At 70.2% G+C, this 17491-nt stretch carries 15 protein-coding genes; 8 read left to right on the forward strand and 7 right to left on the reverse strand.

The genetic code is table 11. The features are described 5' to 3' along the window. The first annotated feature begins 143 nt into the window (after nucleotides 1–143). The 6 genes from AOA12_RS10130 (at nucleotide 144) to AOA12_RS10155 (ending at nucleotide 6183) form a co-directional block, all read left to right on the forward strand. A complete protein-coding gene (locus AOA12_RS10130; RefSeq protein ID WP_054682463.1) occupies nucleotides 144–878 on the forward strand; it encodes an NYN domain-containing protein in 735 nt (244 codons plus the stop codon). A gap of 248 nt (nucleotides 879–1126) precedes the next feature. Next, on the forward strand, nucleotides 1127–3523 hold the full coding sequence (locus AOA12_RS10135) for an AAA family ATPase (protein ID WP_054682464.1): 2397 nt from the start codon (nucleotides 1127–1129) through the stop codon (nucleotides 3521–3523). Nucleotides 3524–4269: 746 nt separating this feature from the next. After that, on the forward strand, nucleotides 4270–5001 hold the full coding sequence (locus tag AOA12_RS10140; RefSeq protein WP_054682465.1) for a DUF1345 domain-containing protein: 732 nt from the start codon (nucleotides 4270–4272) through the stop codon (nucleotides 4999–5001). A 77-nt stretch (nucleotides 5002–5078) separates the two neighbouring features. After that, on the forward strand, nucleotides 5079–5420 hold the full coding sequence (locus AOA12_RS10145; protein ID WP_054686947.1) for a metallopeptidase family protein: 342 nt from the start codon (nucleotides 5079–5081) through the stop codon (nucleotides 5418–5420). Next, on the forward strand, nucleotides 5417–5710 hold the full coding sequence (clpS, locus tag AOA12_RS10150; protein WP_082406139.1) for an ATP-dependent Clp protease adapter ClpS: 294 nt from the start codon (nucleotides 5417–5419) through the stop codon (nucleotides 5708–5710). The genes AOA12_RS10145 and clpS overlap by 4 nt, the downstream gene beginning before the upstream one ends. Next, nucleotides 5707–6183: a DUF2017 family protein gene (locus AOA12_RS10155; RefSeq protein ID WP_054682467.1), complete on the forward strand. Its 477-nt coding sequence runs from the start codon at nucleotides 5707–5709 to the stop codon at nucleotides 6181–6183. Before clpS ends, AOA12_RS10155 begins: the two co-directional genes overlap by 4 nt. 34 nt (nucleotides 6184–6217) lie before the next feature. Here AOA12_RS10155 and AOA12_RS10160 read toward each other — a convergent pair whose 3' ends face one another. From AOA12_RS10160 to gatC, 6 genes are all read right to left on the reverse strand, one after another. Then, nucleotides 6218–6790, reverse strand: a complete 573-nt coding sequence (locus AOA12_RS10160; protein WP_156366456.1) for a hypothetical protein — start codon at nucleotides 6788–6790, stop codon at nucleotides 6218–6220. Continuing rightward, nucleotides 6777–7097, reverse strand: a complete 321-nt coding sequence (locus AOA12_RS10165; RefSeq protein ID WP_054682468.1) for a hypothetical protein — start codon at nucleotides 7095–7097, stop codon at nucleotides 6777–6779. The genes AOA12_RS10160 and AOA12_RS10165 overlap by 14 nt, the downstream gene beginning before the upstream one ends. Nucleotides 7098–7136: 39 nt before the next feature. Further along, nucleotides 7137–8387, reverse strand: a complete 1251-nt coding sequence (locus AOA12_RS10170) for a DNA polymerase IV (protein ID WP_054682469.1) — start codon at nucleotides 8385–8387, stop codon at nucleotides 7137–7139. A 161-nt stretch (nucleotides 8388–8548) separates the two neighbouring features. After that, the gene (gene gatB / locus AOA12_RS10175; protein WP_054682470.1) at nucleotides 8549–10063 is read right to left on the reverse strand and encodes an Asp-tRNA(Asn)/Glu-tRNA(Gln) amidotransferase subunit GatB; all 1515 of its coding nucleotides are present in this window, start codon (nucleotides 10061–10063) and stop codon (nucleotides 8549–8551) included. Next, nucleotides 10063–11574: an Asp-tRNA(Asn)/Glu-tRNA(Gln) amidotransferase subunit GatA gene (gatA, locus tag AOA12_RS10180; protein ID WP_054682471.1), complete on the reverse strand. Its 1512-nt coding sequence runs from the start codon at nucleotides 11572–11574 to the stop codon at nucleotides 10063–10065. The genes gatB and gatA overlap by 1 nt, the downstream gene beginning before the upstream one ends. Continuing rightward, nucleotides 11571–11870 carry an Asp-tRNA(Asn)/Glu-tRNA(Gln) amidotransferase subunit GatC gene (gene gatC / locus AOA12_RS10185; protein WP_054682472.1) on the reverse strand — a complete coding sequence of 100 codons (300 nt, stop codon included), beginning with the start codon at nucleotides 11868–11870 and terminating at the stop codon, nucleotides 11571–11573. Before gatC ends, gatA begins: the two co-directional genes overlap by 4 nt. 118 nt (nucleotides 11871–11988) lie before the next feature. On the opposite strand from gatC, the gene AOA12_RS10190 reads away from it, so the two are divergent. Next, on the forward strand, nucleotides 11989–13692 hold the full coding sequence (locus AOA12_RS10190) for a long-chain-fatty-acid--CoA ligase (RefSeq protein WP_054682473.1): 1704 nt from the start codon (nucleotides 11989–11991) through the stop codon (nucleotides 13690–13692). After that, on the forward strand, nucleotides 13689–15041 hold the full coding sequence (locus AOA12_RS10195) for an enterochelin esterase domain-containing protein (protein WP_156366457.1): 1353 nt from the start codon (nucleotides 13689–13691) through the stop codon (nucleotides 15039–15041). The genes AOA12_RS10190 and AOA12_RS10195 overlap by 4 nt, the downstream gene beginning before the upstream one ends. A gap of 9 nt (nucleotides 15042–15050) precedes the next feature. Here AOA12_RS10195 and ligA read toward each other — a convergent pair whose 3' ends face one another. Then, nucleotides 15051–17456: an NAD-dependent DNA ligase LigA gene (gene ligA, locus AOA12_RS10200; RefSeq protein WP_054682475.1), complete on the reverse strand. Its 2406-nt coding sequence runs from the start codon at nucleotides 17454–17456 to the stop codon at nucleotides 15051–15053. Between the last annotated feature and the right edge of the window lie 35 nt (nucleotides 17457–17491).

Genomic DNA, 17491 nt, shown 5'->3' on the forward strand with positions numbered 1-17491 from the left:
CGATCAGCTTCCTGACCATTGCGCGATCGACCGCCGGCGCGGGATCGTCAACCACTCGGTCGTTCATTGCTCCTATTCTTCCCGCGTGTTGCATGCCGGTCGAGCCTCGGCGAGTGTCGGACCCTCCGCCTACGGTCTGAGTCATGCGAGTCGGCGTCTACATCGACGGGTACAACCTGTACTACGGCGGTCGCGGCTGGTGCGGTCGCTCGACCCCCGGGTGGCGGTGGCTCAACCTGAAGGCGCTTGCCTCCGACCTGATCGTGACGCACTCACGCTGGCAAGACCCGATCATCGAGACGGTCACCTACTGCACTGCGCGTGTGAGCGGAGCTAGCAACCCCGTCGGGCAACGCGAACAGGACGTTTACCTCCGAGCGCTGGAACGCTCCGGCTCGGCCACTCGAATCAGCTACGGCAACTACGTCGCGCGGGTCGCCACAGCGCCACTCGCGATCGCCGGCCGCAACGGCAAGCCGGTCATCAGTCATCCCCAGTGGCCGCTGATGGTGCAGGACGGGGCCGAGCACGACGTCCCAGACGCCAGGTTCATGGCTTCGGTCGCACGCCGCGAAGAGAAGGGTTCCGATGTCAACGTCGCTTCTCATCTCCTCATCGATGTGCTTACCGAGGCGGTGGACGCGGCCGTGGTGATCTCCAACGACAGCGACCTGGCCTACCCGATCGCCTTCGCGCGAGATCGAGTGTCGATCGGCCTCGTCAACCCCACCAAGGGCTACCGTGCGGGCAAGCTCGCCGGCGCGCACAGCGACGGCGTCGGGAACCACTGGTGGTACCAGATGCAGCCCTCCGACTGGTACGCCCACCAGCTCGCGCCGACCATCGGCACGCGCATCGTCAAACCACAACCCTGGTAACCAGAGCCGTGGCGCTGCTACTCTTGAGTCACACCACCCGGCCCCTCTGGGGCCGGGTTTTCTCGTCTCGAGCCTTCCTCGGCGGCCTTCGGCGTACGTTGAGTCACAAGTGGCGGAATGACGCACCTTGGACTGCGCAGACGGCGGCATCAGCCATCCAACCGGCTCGCAAGCTGAGTCCTCGTCTTGAGCCGCACAACGTCGGATCCGTGGCAGAGTCTTCACACTGACCCAAGACAGGACACCAAATGAAACTTCACTGCATATATGCACGTTTCTATCGGTCGCTCAACTACGACTTCATTCGGGCATCGGGTGAGAAGTACGAGCCTGACCCGTGGGATTCCACGCCCGAGGGGGACTACCCATTCGTCCGGATCAAGCTCCGACCGGGCATCACGACCATCGTCGGCGCGAACGAGTCCGGAAAGTCCCAGATCCTGAGTGCCACCGAAGCCGCGCTAACTGGCAAAGGGTTCGAGCGCAGTGATTTCTGCCGCTACTCTCGGTTCTTTGGCGTCCACAACGACATCGTGCTCCCTGAGTTTGGCATGGTTTTCACTGACATCTCAGATGAGACGGTCAAACTGATCGAGAGCATCTCGGGGCACAGCGGTCTTCACGATGTCGAGCGGGTCGCCTTCTTCCGGATGAACGATACGCCGAAGTTCCGAGTCTACGTGAGGCAAAAGGACAACTGGACCGGCCCGGAACGTGTCGAGAAACCCACCGCGCTCGCAGAACTCGGTGTACCCGTTCCGTTCCGTATCGACGCTGACGTTCCACTCCCAGACAGCGTACCCCTGGACTACCTCGTCTCGGGCAATAAGGCCGCACCGCTGGGCCGGGACCTCCTGCGGGAGCTTTGGGATGGATTCCAGAAGCACAACGATTGGTTCGAGTCCGATCAGACCATCACGAGCAATGCCGGCGCGATCTCCAAGCTATTTCGGCCCGTTCGTCAGGCCACCGAGGAGGAGGTCGAGATGTACAAGCTCGCCGCCGATCTCATATTCAAGGTCGCCGGCATCAAGAAGGAACTCGTCAAGGAGCTCCAGGACCATGTGAAAAAGAAGAACGGCTACGCGAACAGCATCGTTGACACTATCAACAGCGAACTCGCGAAAGCCCTCGACTTTCCTCACTGGTGGTCCCAGGACTCGCAGTTCGAGCTGTTCGTCTCATTGTACGAGTTCGACCTCGTCTTCATGATTCGTGACCGAACCGGACGCACCTACGGGTTCGACGAGCGCAGCGCCGGATTGAAGTACTTCCTGTCGTATTTCGTCCAGTACCTCGCCCACGAAGTACGGCCCGACGGTCGCCCCGAAATCCTCCTTATGGACGAACCTGACCAGTTCCTGTCGGCCTCAGGCCAACAGGACCTGCTTCGGGTGTTCGACGATTTCGCCGACCCCAAGGACGCAGGTCGCGACCCTGTCCAGGTCGTATACGTGACGCACTCACCTTTCCTCATCGATAAGAACGAAGCCGACCGCATCCGCGTCGTCGAGAAGGGCGAGTACGACGAAGGCACCCGTGTCGTCACCAGCAGCTCCGCGAACCACTACGAGCCGCTGCGGTCCGCGTTTGGTAGCTTCGTCGCCGAGACCACCTTCATCGGCAACTGCAACCTCATAGTCGAAGGACCGTCCGACCAGGTACTCATCGCCGGTGCGTCACGTTGGCTGAAGAAGCTCGGCGTCGCCGATCGCGACCGACTCGACTTGAATCACATCACCATCGTTCCCGCCGGCGGTACCCGCCACATCCCTTACCTCGTCTACCTGGCCCGTGGGCGCGACATCGACAAGCCACCCGTCGTTGCTCTCCTCGACAACGACAAAGCCGGCAACGAAGCGAAGGACGACCTCGCTGCAGGCGGCGCGTACGGTGACAAGCTCATCGACGCAGATTTGGTCCTTCAACTTGCACAAGACGACCTCGCGGGCCTAGTGACAGACAATCCGCTCGGCATCGCAGGAATTGAGGACATCGTCCCGTTCAACGTCGCAGTCCTCGCGGCCACGATCTACTGCCGGGAGTTCGTTCCGAACGTAAGCCCGCTCGACCTCGAACTGACCGCTGAGAACGTCTACCCGAGCGCAACCGGTTCCGACGGGAAGGTGCCGACGAACTCCGGCATCCTAAAGTTCCTCGAGAAGGCCATCGCCTCAAAGACGGAAATCCCAACCTTCCACCTGGACAAAGTGGCGTTCGCACGCGCCACGATCGATGCCTTGACAGGCACAGTCGCCGATCTCAAGGCAACCAAGGACGACAGCGAGACCGCGATCGGGAACTTCCGCCTACTACTCAAGCACATCGCCCTGTGCCAGCGGAAAGCCGAGCGAGCCGAGTCTGTCCAGAAAATCTCCAGCCGCATCAACCGCGCCAAGAGGGACTTCACGCGCACTCACGAAAGCCAAGCCCGACGGGAGGACGTCGTCACACTAATAGAGGAGATCGGCAGCCAACTCGACCGCAGCCCTGAAGCCGAGGATGTCCGCGCGGAGATGCGCACCTGGTACGCAAGGTTCGATCTCGACACCGACCCACGCAAGCTCGTGGTCGACTTCAACGGACTCCTCAAGGCACTCGACGGCCTGGCCTACAAGGCCGTGCGTGAGGCCGCTGCCCGATAGCACCCCCAGAGTCTCAACCTTGTAGTTTCCACTCCTGAGTACAACAGAGCTCTACGCACCGCCCCTCGGTCGATCCGCATTCGAAAACCCTGCTCCATTGTGGGCGGTTCAGTTCGACATGACGATGGAGGTCGACATGAGCTAAGGAGAAGCTGGAGTCGGCGAGCCGAGGCGGACGACGGGCCACCCTCAACTCACGCACTGATCGCGGATGCTTCGACCAGGGCGCGACGTATCGAGTTCCGGTCCACGCCCATGCTTCGCGCGATCGCTCGCATCGAGACACCACCGAGGTGGAGCTTGACCGCCTCCGCCGCTTCCTCGACTCCGAGGCCCGGACGACGCCTCGACACCCCGCGGCGGGTCAGGTGTGCTGACACCGTGGCTCGGTGCACGCCGTACCGCTCGGCCAGCTCGTTGACACTCGCTCCGCTGCGATAGTTGTCCACGAGACGGTCGACCTCGGAGGCGGTGGAAAAGTTTGAAGATTTTCAGTCCTCCGCACCACGGGGCCTCGGGAGTCCCGAATCGAGCCGTTTTCCGGCCTCTGCGAGACCCGGTAGACACCCCGCTTCCACCGTGTGACCAGGGTGTTTAGTCGCGGGGCAAAGTTGGCGAACGTGCTACGTAGGGACCCCAAGAGCGCGCAGCGGAACGGGGCGTGCAGTGGTCGTCGGCATGACGACGGCTGCACGCCCCGTTCGCCGTCCTCCGGCGCACCGTGCTCTGCCGCTTAAAATCGGCGGATGTGGCATCGACGCAGGCCCGGGGAGATCCCGCTCCGCTACGACGACAACTTCCGCGGCCACATGGCGTCGCTCGTCGCGCTGGTGGCCCCGCTCGTGATCGTCGTGGTGTCGGCCCTCGAAGGCACGACGCTGCGCGGCGACGACGCCGATCTGACGACCCTGTTCGCGGCGGCGGCGGTCGCGCTGTCGACCTTCTTCGCCGTCTACATCGTGTGGACGCACCGCCTGTTCGCGCGCGCCGACCCTGCCGAGGCGGCGCGCATCGCAGCCCGGCAGCACGATCGTGAGCCCGGTCCGCTGGCCAGCTTCTTCGGGTTCGGCGGAACGCTCGACTGGGCCCTCGGGGCGGCATCCCTCGCCCTTCTCGTCTCCATCGTGGGGTCGCTCGTCGTTCCGCGGTCGGGAGAGCTCTGGATGCCGGCGCTCATCGTCATGACCACGGCGGGGGCGTGGACGACGATGACCTACGCGTTCGCCCTGCGGTACTTCCGCCTGCATGCGGCGGGCGAGCGCATCGAGTTCGACATCGACGAGGAGCCGCGTTTCATCGACTTCGTCTCGATGGCCGTCATGGTCTCGTCGGTGGGCGCCCTGTCGGCCGGCACGCCGCGCACGCGCGCGAGCCTGAGCGCCGTACGCAGCCATACGGCGCTCGCGTTCGCGTTCAACGCCTTCGTCGTCGCCATGGTGGTGTCCCTCGTCACCGGCGTCATCACGGCGTCGTCATAGTCTGGAGTCATGATGACGTGCGCGCCGGCCCGCCGCCGGCAGCCCGACCGCCGACAGGAGCCGCTTCCGTGATCGAGATGGATGCCGAAGCCTTCGAAGACCTCGTCGCCAACGAGCTGGAGCTCCTGCCCGCCGCGATGCTCGACGGGCTCGAGAACGTCGTCTTCGTCGTCGAAGACCGCCCGGAGGACGGCAGCCTCGATCTGCTGGGCCTCTACGACGGGCTCGCCCTCACCGAGCGCGACCGGTACGGCTTCGGCGACCTCCCGGATCGCATCATCGTCTACCGCGAGCCGCACCTGCACGCCTGCGACGACGCCGCGGAGCTGCGGGACGAGGTGCACACGACGCTCGTGCACGAGATCGCGCACTTCTACGGCATCGACGACGAGCGCCTGCACGAGCTGGGCTGGGCATGATCGCATCCGTGATTCCCGTGGAGCGCGTCGCGCGCGAGCTGACCGCCGTCGACTCCGCGCCGTGGCAGACGGTCGTGTGGGACGATCCGGTCAACCTCATGAACTACGTGACCCACGTCTTCCAGCAGTACTTCGGCTACACCCGCGAGCACGCGGAGCGGCTCATGCTCACGGTGCATCACGAGGGGCACGCGGTGGTGGCCGAGGGCGCGCGCGAGCAGATGGAGCTGCACGTGCAGGCGATGCACGACTACGGCCTCTGGGCCACCCTGCGAAAGGCGACCTCATGACCAGCGTCGAGCTCACCCGGGTCGAGGCGGCCCACCTCGCCGATCTGGTGCGGCAGTTCACGGATCTGCTCGACACGGCGGTGCCGACCGACGACGCGGCGTTCGCGCGACTCGCTCCCGACGCCTACCCCGACGACGCGGCGGCCGCGCGGGAGTTCCGCCGCTTCACCGAGATCGAGGCTCTGCAGCGCCGCCGCGCGGCCGCCGAGCGCATGCTCGGCACCCTCCCCGCCGACCCGGACGACGCGCCCGCGGACGTCCTCGACGCCGACGACGCGCTGCATCCGTTCGTCCTGACGCTCGGAGCGGAGGACGCCGACGCGTGGCTGCGCACGCTCTCGGCGATCCGGCTCGTCCTCGCGTCGCGACTCGGCATCGAGACGAACGACGAGCACGATCCCGCCGATCCGCGCTTCACCGTGTACGACTGGCTCGGCTACCGCCTCGACCGCCTCGTCCAGGCGATGAGCTGACGGCGCGCTGCCGGCAGGACGGGATGCCGTCGGTCTACGGGACCTCGAACACCAGATGCGCGAGCGAGCGGGGGTCGTTCCTCGCGATGTGCTCACGCTCCTGCGCGGCCCAGCGGTCCCAGTAGGGCCGGTATCCATCGCCGTCGCGCGCGAACGCGCGCTCCTGACGCGACGAGGCGGGCGAGTCCAGCCACACCGACACGTCGGCGACGGCCGCCGCGGCCGGCGTCAGCGCCCCGGACCCCTCGACGATGAGCGGCAGGTCCGGCGTCACGACGTGCGTCTCCGCCCACCGGTGCTCGTTCCAGTCCCAGCGGCGCCAGCGGCCCTCTCGCCGCTCGTGGTGCGGGATCATCACGCCGTCCGCCATCATGCGCGCCCCGTCGGCGAGCCCGTCCCAGTCGGGGCATGCCGCGTCGAGCGCGATCAGCTGCACGCCGCGCACGTCCCGCCAGCGGAACACGAGCCGCTGCGCCAGGGACGACTTGCCCGCTCCCGAGCATCCGTCGATGACGACGAGCGCCGCGCCCGTCGGCGCCCGGTCGACCGCGTCGAGGATCGCCGTCGCGGCGTGTTCGAGGACGTCCGCCGGTTCAGCGGAAGGCACGGATGATCGACCGGAGCGCGCGACCGGCGACCCAGACGAACGGGATCGCGACGGCGACCAGGGAGATCAGGTTCGGCTCGAAGCGCAGGTCGTCGCCGCGGCGGATGTAGGCGCCGATCGGCACCGCGAGGCCGCCCCCGCCCCCTCCGTTGCTGCCGTCTTCCGCCGACTCGCCGCCGCCGAAGCCGCTCCAGGAGAGCGCGACGGGAACGAAGCGGACGCCGTCGACGTCCTGCTGCTCGCCGTAGACGCTCTTCACGCCGAGCGAGGCGGCCTGCTTGCCGAGTTCATTCACGAGGTTGGCCATGCTCTCACCGTACAGCGCGCGAGGGCGCGACGCGCGGGGTCAATCGGGCAGCCGCGGGTTCGTCGGGAGCGCGTTCACGTCGCGCCGCGGGCCGAGGACGCTCGCCCGGGTCACCGCGCCGCGGCCGAACCGCGCCCGCGCGTCGTCGAGAGCCTCGTCGATGCGGCGCCAGTCGGCGTCGTCGTCCCACAGGGTCAGGGCGCCCGCGGCGGGTCGCAGCCGCTCGCCCCGCACGCCGATGAGCCGCACGGGCTGCACGAGATCGATCTGCTGGAACAGGTCGATCGCGACGTCGCCGATCCGCTGGCCCACGTTGGTCGGCTCGGCGAGGGTGTGCGCCCGCGACAGGGTCGTGAAGTCGGCGAAGCGCAGTTTCAGCGCGACCGTGGTCGCCTCCCAGCCGTGGTCGCGCAGCCGGGCGGCGACGCGATCGGCGAGGCGGCGCAGCTCGGAGCGCAGCACCGCGGGGTCGGCGACGTCCTCGCGGAAGGTCTCCTCGTGCCCCACGCTCTTCTCGACCCGTCGGGTCTCGACGTCGCGCGGGTCCACGCCGTGCGCGAGCTGCCATACGCGCTCCCCCGCCGCCGCGCCGAGCGTGCGGTCGAGCACGGCGCGCGGGGTCGCGAGGATGTCGGCGACGGTGCGGATGCCGCGGGCCTCGAGCGACTGGGCCGACTTCGGGCCGATCCCCCAGATCGCGCCGACGGGACGCGCGGCCAGGAAGGCGGCGGTCTCGGGGCCGCTGACGATGAGCAGCCCATCGGGCTTGCAGAGCGTGGAGGCGATCTTGGCGACGTGCTTGGTCGCCGCGACGCCGATGCTGCACGTGAGCCCCGTGCGCTCCTTCACCGTCGCGCGCACGCGGCGGGCGATCTGTCCCGGACTCCCCCACAGCCTCCGTGCCCCGGCGACGTCGAGGAACGCCTCGTCGATCGAGAGCGGCTCGACGAGCGGCGTCACCTCGTGGAAGATCGCCATGACCTCGCGCGACAGTGTCGCGTACCGCTCGAAGTGCGGCGGCACCACGATCGCGTGCGGGCAGAGCCGCAGGGCCTGGCCGATCGCCATCGCCGATCGCACGCCGAACCGCCGCGCCTCGTACGAGGCGCTCGACACGACGCCGCGGCCCTCCAGCCCGCCGACGATCAGCGGCCTGCCGGCGAGCGACGGGTCGTCGAGCACCTCGACCGCCGCATAGAACGCATCCATGTCGACATGCAGAATGCGCGTCTCGGTGTCGTCCGCCCCCTCCGGCGACACGACCCGCCCCCGCCCATCCCCACGTCCCATAGCCCCATTCTCACCCCGACCCCCGACACTCCCACCACGCTCCCTCTCCACCCCTCAACACAGTGAGACTGCACGGGTGCGACGAGACTGCCATCCTGACGTGCAGTCTCGTCGCACCCGTGCAGTCTCGCGGGGAAGCGGGAATGTGAACAGCGGGGCGGCTAGTGCGCGGCGCGCTCGAGGATGAGCTCGCGGACGCGGGCGGCGTCGGCCTGGCCGCGCATGGCCTTCATCACGGCGCCGATGACGGCGCCGGCGGCCTGCACCTTGCCGTCGCGGATCTTGGCGAGCACGTCGGGCTGGGCCGCCAGCGCCTCGTCGATCGCGGCGATCAGGGCGCCGTCGTCGGAGACGACGGCGAGCCCGCGGGCGTCGACGACCTCCTGCGGCGTGCCCTCGCCGGCGATGACGCCCTCCAGCACCTGACGGGCCAGCTTGTCGGTGAGCGTGCCCGCGTCGACGAGCGCCTGCAGCGCGGCGACGGATGCCGGGTCCACGAGCGACGAGGCCTCGACCTCCTGCGCGTTCGCGATGCGGGCGATCTCGCCGGTCCACCACTTGCGCGCGGCGGCGGGCGTCGCGCCCGCGGCGATCGTCGCCTCGACCTCGTTCAGCAGGCCGGCGTTGACGACACCCTGGAAGTCGATGTCGGCGAAGCCCCACTCCGCCTTCAGCCGGCGACGGCGCGCGGCGGGCGCCTCGGGCAGCGCAGCACGCAGCTGCTCGACCAGCTCGCGCGACGGCGCGACCGGCAGCAGGTCGGGCTCGGGGAAGTAGCGGTAGTCGTCGGCATCCGACTTGGGACGGCCCGGCGAGGTCGTGCCGGTGTCCTCGTGCCAGTGCCGCGTCTCCTGCGTGATCGTGCCGCCCGCCTCGAGGATCGCGGCCTGACGCTGGATCTCGTAGCGCACGGCGCGCTCGACGGACCGCATCGAGTTGACGTTCTTCGTCTCGGTGCGCGTGCCGAGCCTCTCCTGCCCCCGCGGGCGCAGCGACACGTTCGCATCGCAGCGCAGGTTGCCGCGCTCCATGCGCGCCTCCGAGATGCCGAGCGCCCGCACGATGTCGCGGATCGCCGCGACGTAGGCCTTCGCGACCTCGGGCGCGCGCTCCTCCGCCCCGAAGATCGGCTTCGTGACGATCTCGACAAGCGGCACGCCCGCGCGGTTGTAGTCGACGAGCGAGTACTCGGCGCCCTGGATGCGACCGGTGGAGCCGCCCACGTGGGTGAGCTTGCCGGCATCCTCCTCCATGTGCGCGCGCTCGATCGGCACCTCGACGAGCGTGCCGTCCTCGAGCTCGATCTCCACGCGTCCCTCGAACGCGATCGGCTCGTCGTACTGCGAGATCTGATAGTTCTTGCCGAGGTCGGGATAGAAGTAGTTCTTGCGCGCGAAGCGGCAGGTCTCGGCGATCCGGCATCCGAGCGCGAGACCCAGGCTGATCGAGTGCCGCACGGCCGTCTCGTTGACGACCGGCAGCGACCCCGGGAGGCCCATGTCCACGGGCGCGACGAGCGTGTTGGGCGCCGCGTCGTGGTTGTCGGGGTGCGCGGGGTTGCCCGCGGGCGAGAACATCTTCGTCCGCGTGTTGAGCTCGACGTGCACCTCGAAGCCGAGCACCGGCTCGAACAGCTCGAGGGCCCGGTCGAAGTCCATCAGCTTGTCCTTGGCCATCAGCGGTTCCCTCCGAGCAGCGGGGCACGATCGAGCAGCGGTCCGCCCCATTCGTCGACGAGCAGCGCCTCCAGCGCGGCGCCGACGCGGTAGAGGCGCGCGTCCTCGCGCGCGGGCGCGATGAACTGGATGCCGACGGGCAGGCCGTCGTCGTCGGCGAGCCCCGACGGCAGCGAGATGCCGGGCACGCCCGCGAGGTTCACGGGGATCGTCGTGATGTCGTTGAGGTACATCTGCAGCGGGTCGTCGACCTTCTCGCCGAGGCGGAACGCCGTGGTGGGCGCCGACGGCGTGGCGATCACGTCGACCTGCGCGAACGCCGACGCGAAGTCGCGCTGGATGAGCGTGCGCACCTTCTGCGCGCTGCCGTAGTACGCGTCGTAGTAGCCGGCCGACAGCGCGTACGTGCCGAGGATGATGCGACGCTTGACCTCGTCGCCGAAGCCGGCGTCGCGCGTCGCGGCCATGACGTCCTCGACCGTGCCGCCGGGCACGTCGACGCGCAGGCCGAAGCGCACGGAGTCGAACTTCGCGAGGTTGCTCGACGCCTCGGCGGGCAGGATCAGGTAGTAGGCGGCGACGCCGTACTCGACGTGCGGCGTCGAGATCTCGACGATCTCGGCCCCCTGCGCCTCGAGCTTCGCGAGCGCGGCGTGGAAGGACGCCGCGACGCCGGGCTGGAAGCCGCTGTCGGGCAGCTCCCGGATGACGCCGACGCGAAGCCCCGTGAGCACCTCGCCGGTCGCGCCCTCGCGCGCCGCGGCCGCGAACGACGGCCACTGCTCGTCGAGCGACGTCGCGTCGTGCGGGTCGTGCCCGGCGATGACGTCGTGCAGCAGCGCGGAGTCGAGCACGGTGCGCGAGACGGGACCGACCTGGTCGAGGCTGGATGCCAGCGCGATCGCCCCGTACCGGCTGACGCCGCCGTAGGTGGGCTTGAGGCCGACGGTGCCCGTGACGTGGGCGGGCTGGCGGATCGAGCCGCCCGTGTCGGAGCCGAGCGCGATCGGCGCCTCGAACGCGGCGACCGCGGCGGCGGAGCCGCCGCCCGAGCCGCCGGGGATGCGGTCGAGGTCCCAGGGGTTGCGGGTGGGGCCGTAGGCGGAGTGCTCGGTCGACGAGCCCATCGCGAACTCGTCCATGTTCGTCTTGCCGAGCGGCACGAGGCCGGCGGCGCGGGAGCGCGCGACGACCGTGGCGTCGTACGGCGACATGAAGCCCTCGAGGATCTTCGACCCGCTCGTCGACGGCATGTCGGTCGTCACCAGCACGTCCTTGATCGCGAGCGGCACGCCCGCAAGCTCGCCCAGCCGCTCGCCCGCCGCACGACGGCGGTCGATGTCGGCGGCGACGTCGAGCGCGTGGTCGCTCACGTGCAGGTAGGCGTGCACGTCGGCGTCGACGGCCGCGATGCGGTCGAGGTGCGCGCGCGTCGCCTCCACGCTGGAGACCTCGCCGGAGGCGAGGCGGGCCGCGAGGTCGGCGGCGGTCAGGCGGGTGAGATCGGTCACTGTTCTTCTCCGAGGATCGCGGTGACGCGGAAGCGGCCGTCGGCGGCGTCCGGCGCGTTCTGCAGCACCTGCTCGACGGAGAGCATGTCTCCGGGCTCGTCGGCGCGGAAGACGTTCTCCAGCGGGATCGGGTGGCTCGTCGCCGGCACGTCCGGGGTGGCCACCTGCGAGACCTTCGCGATGTTGTCGACGATCGCGGAGAGCTGGCCGGTCAAGCGCTCCACCTCTTCGTCGTCCAGCTGGATCCGGGCGAGCACGCCGAGATGGCGCACGAGATCGGGGGTGATTTCAGACACCCGAACAGTCTAGTTCGGTCGCCCTGCGACCCCCGCGCGGGGGCGCTGCCGCAGCGACGGCGGCGCCCCGTCGCCGTGCGACCGCCACGCGCGCGGAGCCGCGCCATAGGCTGGACGGGTGACGACCTACGACCCGCCGCGGCCCTGGACGCGCAGCTACGCCGACGGGGTTCCCGCCGACCCGCCGCCAGTCTCGGGCAACCTGCTCGATCTCGTCGAGGCATCCGCCCGCGACCATCCCGACGCGCCCGCGCTCGAGTTCTTCGGGCGCACGACGACGTACCGCCAGCTGGTCGAGCAGATCGAGCGCGTCGCCGTCGGCCTGCGCAACCTCGGCGTGCGCAAGGGCGACCGGGTCGCGATCGTGCTGCCCAACTGCCCGCAGCACATCGTCGCGTTCTACGCGATCCTCCGGCTCGGCGCGATCGCCGTCGAGCACAACCCGCTCTACACGCCCCGCGAGCTCCGCACGCAGTTCGAGGATCACGGAGCGCGCGTCGCGATCGTCTGGAGCAAGGTCGTCCGCGAGATCCAGGCGTTTCCGGCCGACCTCGCCGTGCACAAGCTGATCTCGGTGGACGTGACCCGCGCCCTGCCGCTGTCGAAGCGCCTCGCGCTGCGCCTGCCGGTGGCCAAGGCCCGGGAGGCGCGCGACGCGCTGACGACCCGCGTGCGCGGCGCCATCTCGTGGGATCTGCTGCTCGAGTCGTCGGTCATGCCGCCGGGCGTCCCGGCACCCGCCACCGACGACGTCGCGATCATCCAGTACACGAGCGGCACGACCGGCACGCCGAAGGGCGCCGTGCTCACCCACCGCAATCTCCTCGCCAACGCCCGCCAGGCGCAGTGCTGGGTGCCCTCCATCACGCGCGGCGAGGGATGCGTCGTCTACGCCGTGCTGCCCATGTTCCACGCGTACGGGCTCACGCTGTGCCTGACCTTCGCGATGTCGATGGGCGCCCGCCTCGTGCTGTTCCCGCGGTTCGATCCCGACCTGGTGCTCGAGGTGACGAAGCGGCATCCGGCGACGTTCCTCCCGCTCGTGCCGCCGATCGCCGAGCGGCTGCTCGCGGCGTCCGTCGCGCAGGGCGTGTCGCTGCGCGGCACGGGCATCGCGATCTCCGGCGCGATGGCGCTCCCGCACGACCTCGTGGTGCCGTTCGAGGAGGCCACCGGCGGCTTCCTCGTCGAGGGCTACGGACTCTCGGAGTGCTCGCCCGTGCTCATGGCGAACCCGGTCGCCGCGGGCCGCAAGGCCGGCACGATCGGCCTTCCCCTGCCCGGCACGGAGTGCCGCGTCGTCGACCCCGACGACCCGCGCCGCGATGTCCCGCCGGGCGAGCGCGGCGAGCTGATCGTGCGCGGACCTCAGGTGTTCCAGGGCTACTTCGGCAGGCCCGAGGAGACGGAGGCCGTGTTCGTCGACGGCTGGTTCCGCACGGGCGACATCGTCACGATCGACGACGACGGGTTCGTGCGCATCGTCGACCGCATCAAGGAGCTCATCATCACCGGCGGCTTCAACGTCGCGCCCACGGAGGTCGAGCACGCCCTCCGTCAGCACCCGGGCGTCGCGGATGCCGCGGTCGTCGGCCTGCCCGACGATCACAGCGGCGAGCGGGTCGTCGCGGCGGTCGTCCTCGCCGAGGACGGCGAGGACACCGAGGTCGACGACATCCGCGAGTTCGCACGCGGCATCCTCACCCCCTACAAGGTGCCGCGCCGCGTCTACGTCGTCGACGAGCTGCCGCGCTCGCTCATCGGCAAGGTCCTGCGCCGCCAGGTGCGCGACCGCCTGCTCGCCCTCTCCTCGGGCGAGTGAGCGGACGGCATGAGCGCGTGATGGGCTTCCCCGATCCGCCGCCGCGGTCGGAGGCGGTCACCCGGACCGTGCCGCCGCACGCCGCCCGCCCCGTCCCCATCGCACGCGCGGAGAGCCCCCGTATCGGCGCGCTGCGCGACCGGCTGGGCTCCGGACGGGATGCGGACGCGCTCGCCGCGTTCTGGGACGAGGTCGCGGCCGCCGGCACGCCGCTCATCGAGGACGACGACGGACACGCGTGCACCTACACCTTCGTGCACCGCGGCACCCCCGGCACCCGTCGCGTCGCGCTCATCGCGAACAAGATGGCCGACGCGCTGACGATGGAGCACGCCCTCTTCGCGCAGGTCCCGGGCACGGACGTCTGGTGGCTGAGCATGCGGCTCGGCACGTCGTGGCGCGGCAGCTACGCGATCGCCGTCCTCGACGACACGCCGCATGCCGTCTCGGGACCGGCCGCCGAGACGCTGGAGAAGCGGCGCGCGCGATCGCTCGCCGTGTCGGATCCGGGGCATCACGCGCGCATCCACGACTGGTACGAGCTGATGCATCGCGCGCGTGCCGATCCGCTGGCCCGCGAGTCGGCACGGCCGGGCGGTCGCCTGTCGTCCGTCGCGTCCGGCCCGCGCGCCCCGCGCGCCGCGGCGCTGCGACCGGCGGCGGGACCGGGCCGGATCGTGCCCGTCGGCGACGCCCGCCGCTCCGACCTGTGGTGGCACCTTCCCGCCGGACCGGCGCCCGAGGAGTGGGACGTGCTCGTGCTGCTCGACGGGCAGCGCCGCCTGCGGGAGGGCGAGGTCCTCGACGCGTGGCGTGCGTCCGACGTCGTCCCCCCGTCGATCACGCTGCTCGTCGGGTCGGGGTCGCTGGAGCAGCGCGTCGCCGACCTCACCTGCTCGCCCGACCTGCTCGCCGATCTGGTGCGCGTGCTCGACGTCCCGGCGTCCGTCTCACGGGAGCTCTTCGGCGCGCCGCTGACCCGCGACCCGCGACGCACTCGCATCGTCGGCCACAGCCTGGGGGCCCTCACCGCGCTCTACGCCCAGTGCGCCGCGCCCGAGCGCTTCGGCGTCTCGGTCTGTCAGTCGGGATCGTTCTGGTGGCCCCGCGCCGACGCCGACGGGCGCGCGGAGTGGCTGACCTGGGCGATCGCGTCGAGCGGCATCCGCCTCGGAACCGTCGCGCTCGAGGTGGGGCTGCAGGAGTGGGTCCTGCTCGAGCCCACGCGACGGCTGCGCGCCGCGCTCGAGGGGTCGTGCGAGCGGCTCGTCTACGGCGAGTTCGACGGCGGGCACGACGAGGCTTGCTGGGAGGTGTCGCTGCCGCGGCTGCTGCGGGCGACCCGCTGAGACCGAGGCTCAGGCTCCCTCCGGCTCAGCCTCCCCCTCCGGCTCGGGTGCGTCGAGCGCCCCGGGCCCCTCCGTCACGAGGACGTGGAACTGCGCCGCGTCGAGGATGCGGATGCCGAGCTCCTCCGCCTTCGCCAGCTTGGAGCCCGCGCCGGGGCCGGCCGCGACGAAGTCGGTCTTCTTCGAGACGCTCGAGGCGGCCTTGCCGCCCGCCTGGATGATCGCCTCCTGCGCGCCCTCGCGGGTGTAGCCCTCGAGCGTGCCGGTCGCGACGACCGTGAGCCCCTCGAGCACTCCCCCGGCCGCGACGGCGGCGCCCGGTCCCGGATGGCCCGGCGTGCTCCACTGCACGCCCGCCTCGGCCCACCGCTCCACGATCTCGCGGTGCCAGTCGGCCTCGAACCACTCCTGGATCGACTCGGCGATGATGGGCCCGACGCCGTCGACGGCCGCGAGCTCCTCGATGCTCGCGGCGCGGATCGCGTCGAGCGAGCCGAACCACTGGGCGAGCGCACGCGCGGCCACGGGGCCCACGTGCCGGATGTTCAGCGACACCAGCAGGCGCCAGAGCTCCTTCGTCTTCGCCCGCTCCAGCTCCACGAGCAGCTTTAGCGCCGCCTCGGAGGGCAGCACCTCGCGGTGGTCCTTGCGGATGCCGAGCCGCCGGCGCTCCGCGGCATCCATCCCCTCGGTGCCGGGCGGGTAGGTCGCCGGCCCCAGCTTCTGGAACGGCGAGCGGCGCACGCGCTCGCCCTCGTCGTCGACCTTGGGCTCACCGGTCTCCGCGTCGCGGACCAGCACCGTGATCGGCACGAGATCGTCGAGCACGAGCGAGAAGAGGCCCGCCTCCGTCTCCAGCGGCGCGACGGTCGGTGGCTCCGCCTGGGTGAGCGCCGCGGCGGTCACCTCGCCGAGCACCTCGATGTCGAGGGCCCCGCGCGAGCCGATGTGCTCCACGCGCCCGCGCACCTGTGCGGGGCACGAACGGGCGTTCGGGCAGCGCAGGTCGATGTCGCCCTCCTTCATCGGCCGCAACGGCGTGCCGCACTCGGGACAGTCGGCCGGCATCACGAACTCGCGCTCGGTCCCGTCGCGCTTGTCGACGACGGGGCCGAGCACCTCGGGGATCACGTCGCCCGCCTTGCGGAGCACGACGGTGTCGCCGATGAGCACGCCCTTGGCCTTCACGACGTCCTGGTTGTGCAGCGTCGCCTGGCGCACGACGCTGCCGGCGACGTGGACGGGCTCCATGACCGCGTACGGCGTCGCGCGTCCCGTGCGGCCGACCGACACGACGATGTCGAGCAGGCGGGTGTGCACCTCCTCGGGCGGGTACTTGTAGGCGATCGCCCAGCGCGGCGCACGGCTCGTCTGGCCGAGCTCGGCGTGCAGGGCGAGCTCGTCGACCTTGACGACGATGCCGTCGAGCTCGTGCTCGACGTCGTGCCGGCGCTCGGCGAAGCGCTCGACGAAGGCGACCACCTCGCCGATGCCGTGGCACACGCGCGTGTGCGGGCTCACGGGGAGCCCCCACGCGGCGAGCAGGTCGTACACCTCGCTCTGCGCCGCGACCGGCGGATCGGGCCACGCGCCGATGCCGTGCACGTACAGCGACAGCGACGCGATCCGCTTCAGCCCGGCCTCGAGCTCCAGCCCGCTCTTCTTGTCGAGCTGCTGCCGCAGCCCGCCGCTGGCCGCGTTGCGCGGGTTCGCGAAGGCGGGGAAGCGCCGCGCCGCCGCGGTGCGCGCCCGCTCCTCGTCGAAGTCGCGCCCCGGCGCCTTGCGCGCGTTCCACCGGTCCCACGCCTCCGCGTAGGCGCGCTCGCGATACGAGGCCTGCGCCGCGTTCAGCTCCTCGAACGCGGCCACGGGGATGAACACCTCGCCGCGCACCTCCATCAGCGGCGGGTGGCCCTCGCCCCTCAGGCGCTCGGGGATGTCGGCCAGGCGCAGGGCGTTCTCGGTGACGACCTCGCCGATGCGGCCCGTGCCGCGCGTCGCGGCCGACGTGAGCACGCCGCTCTCGTAGCGGAGGCTGAGGGCGAGCCCGTCGATCTTGAGCTCCGTAAGCCACGCGACCTCGCGCCCGGCGGCGGCGACGGTCTTGTCCGCCCACTCGCGCAGCTCGTCGACCGAGAACACGTTGTCGAGGCTGAGCATCCGCTCGGCGTGCTCGATCTCCGCGAGCCCGCTCGCCTCGGCCGCGCCCACCATCTGCGTCGGCGAGTCCTGGCCCTGCAGCTCGGGATGGAGGCGCTCGAGGGCCTCGAGCCGGCGCATCCACGCGTCGTACGTCGCGTCGTCGACGAGCGAGGTGTCGCGACCGTAGTAGGCGTCCTTGGCTTCGAGGATGCGCGAGGTCAGCTCCTCGGCCTCGACGCGGGCGGCATCCAGCGAGATCTCGTTCTCCGGCACGGGGTCAGTCTACGAGCGACCGCCGACGTCGTCAG

Origin of the sequence: Microbacterium sp. No. 7 (genome assembly GCF_001314225.1) — a bacterium.
Taxonomy (GTDB): Bacteria; Actinomycetota; Actinomycetes; order Actinomycetales; family Microbacteriaceae; genus Microbacterium.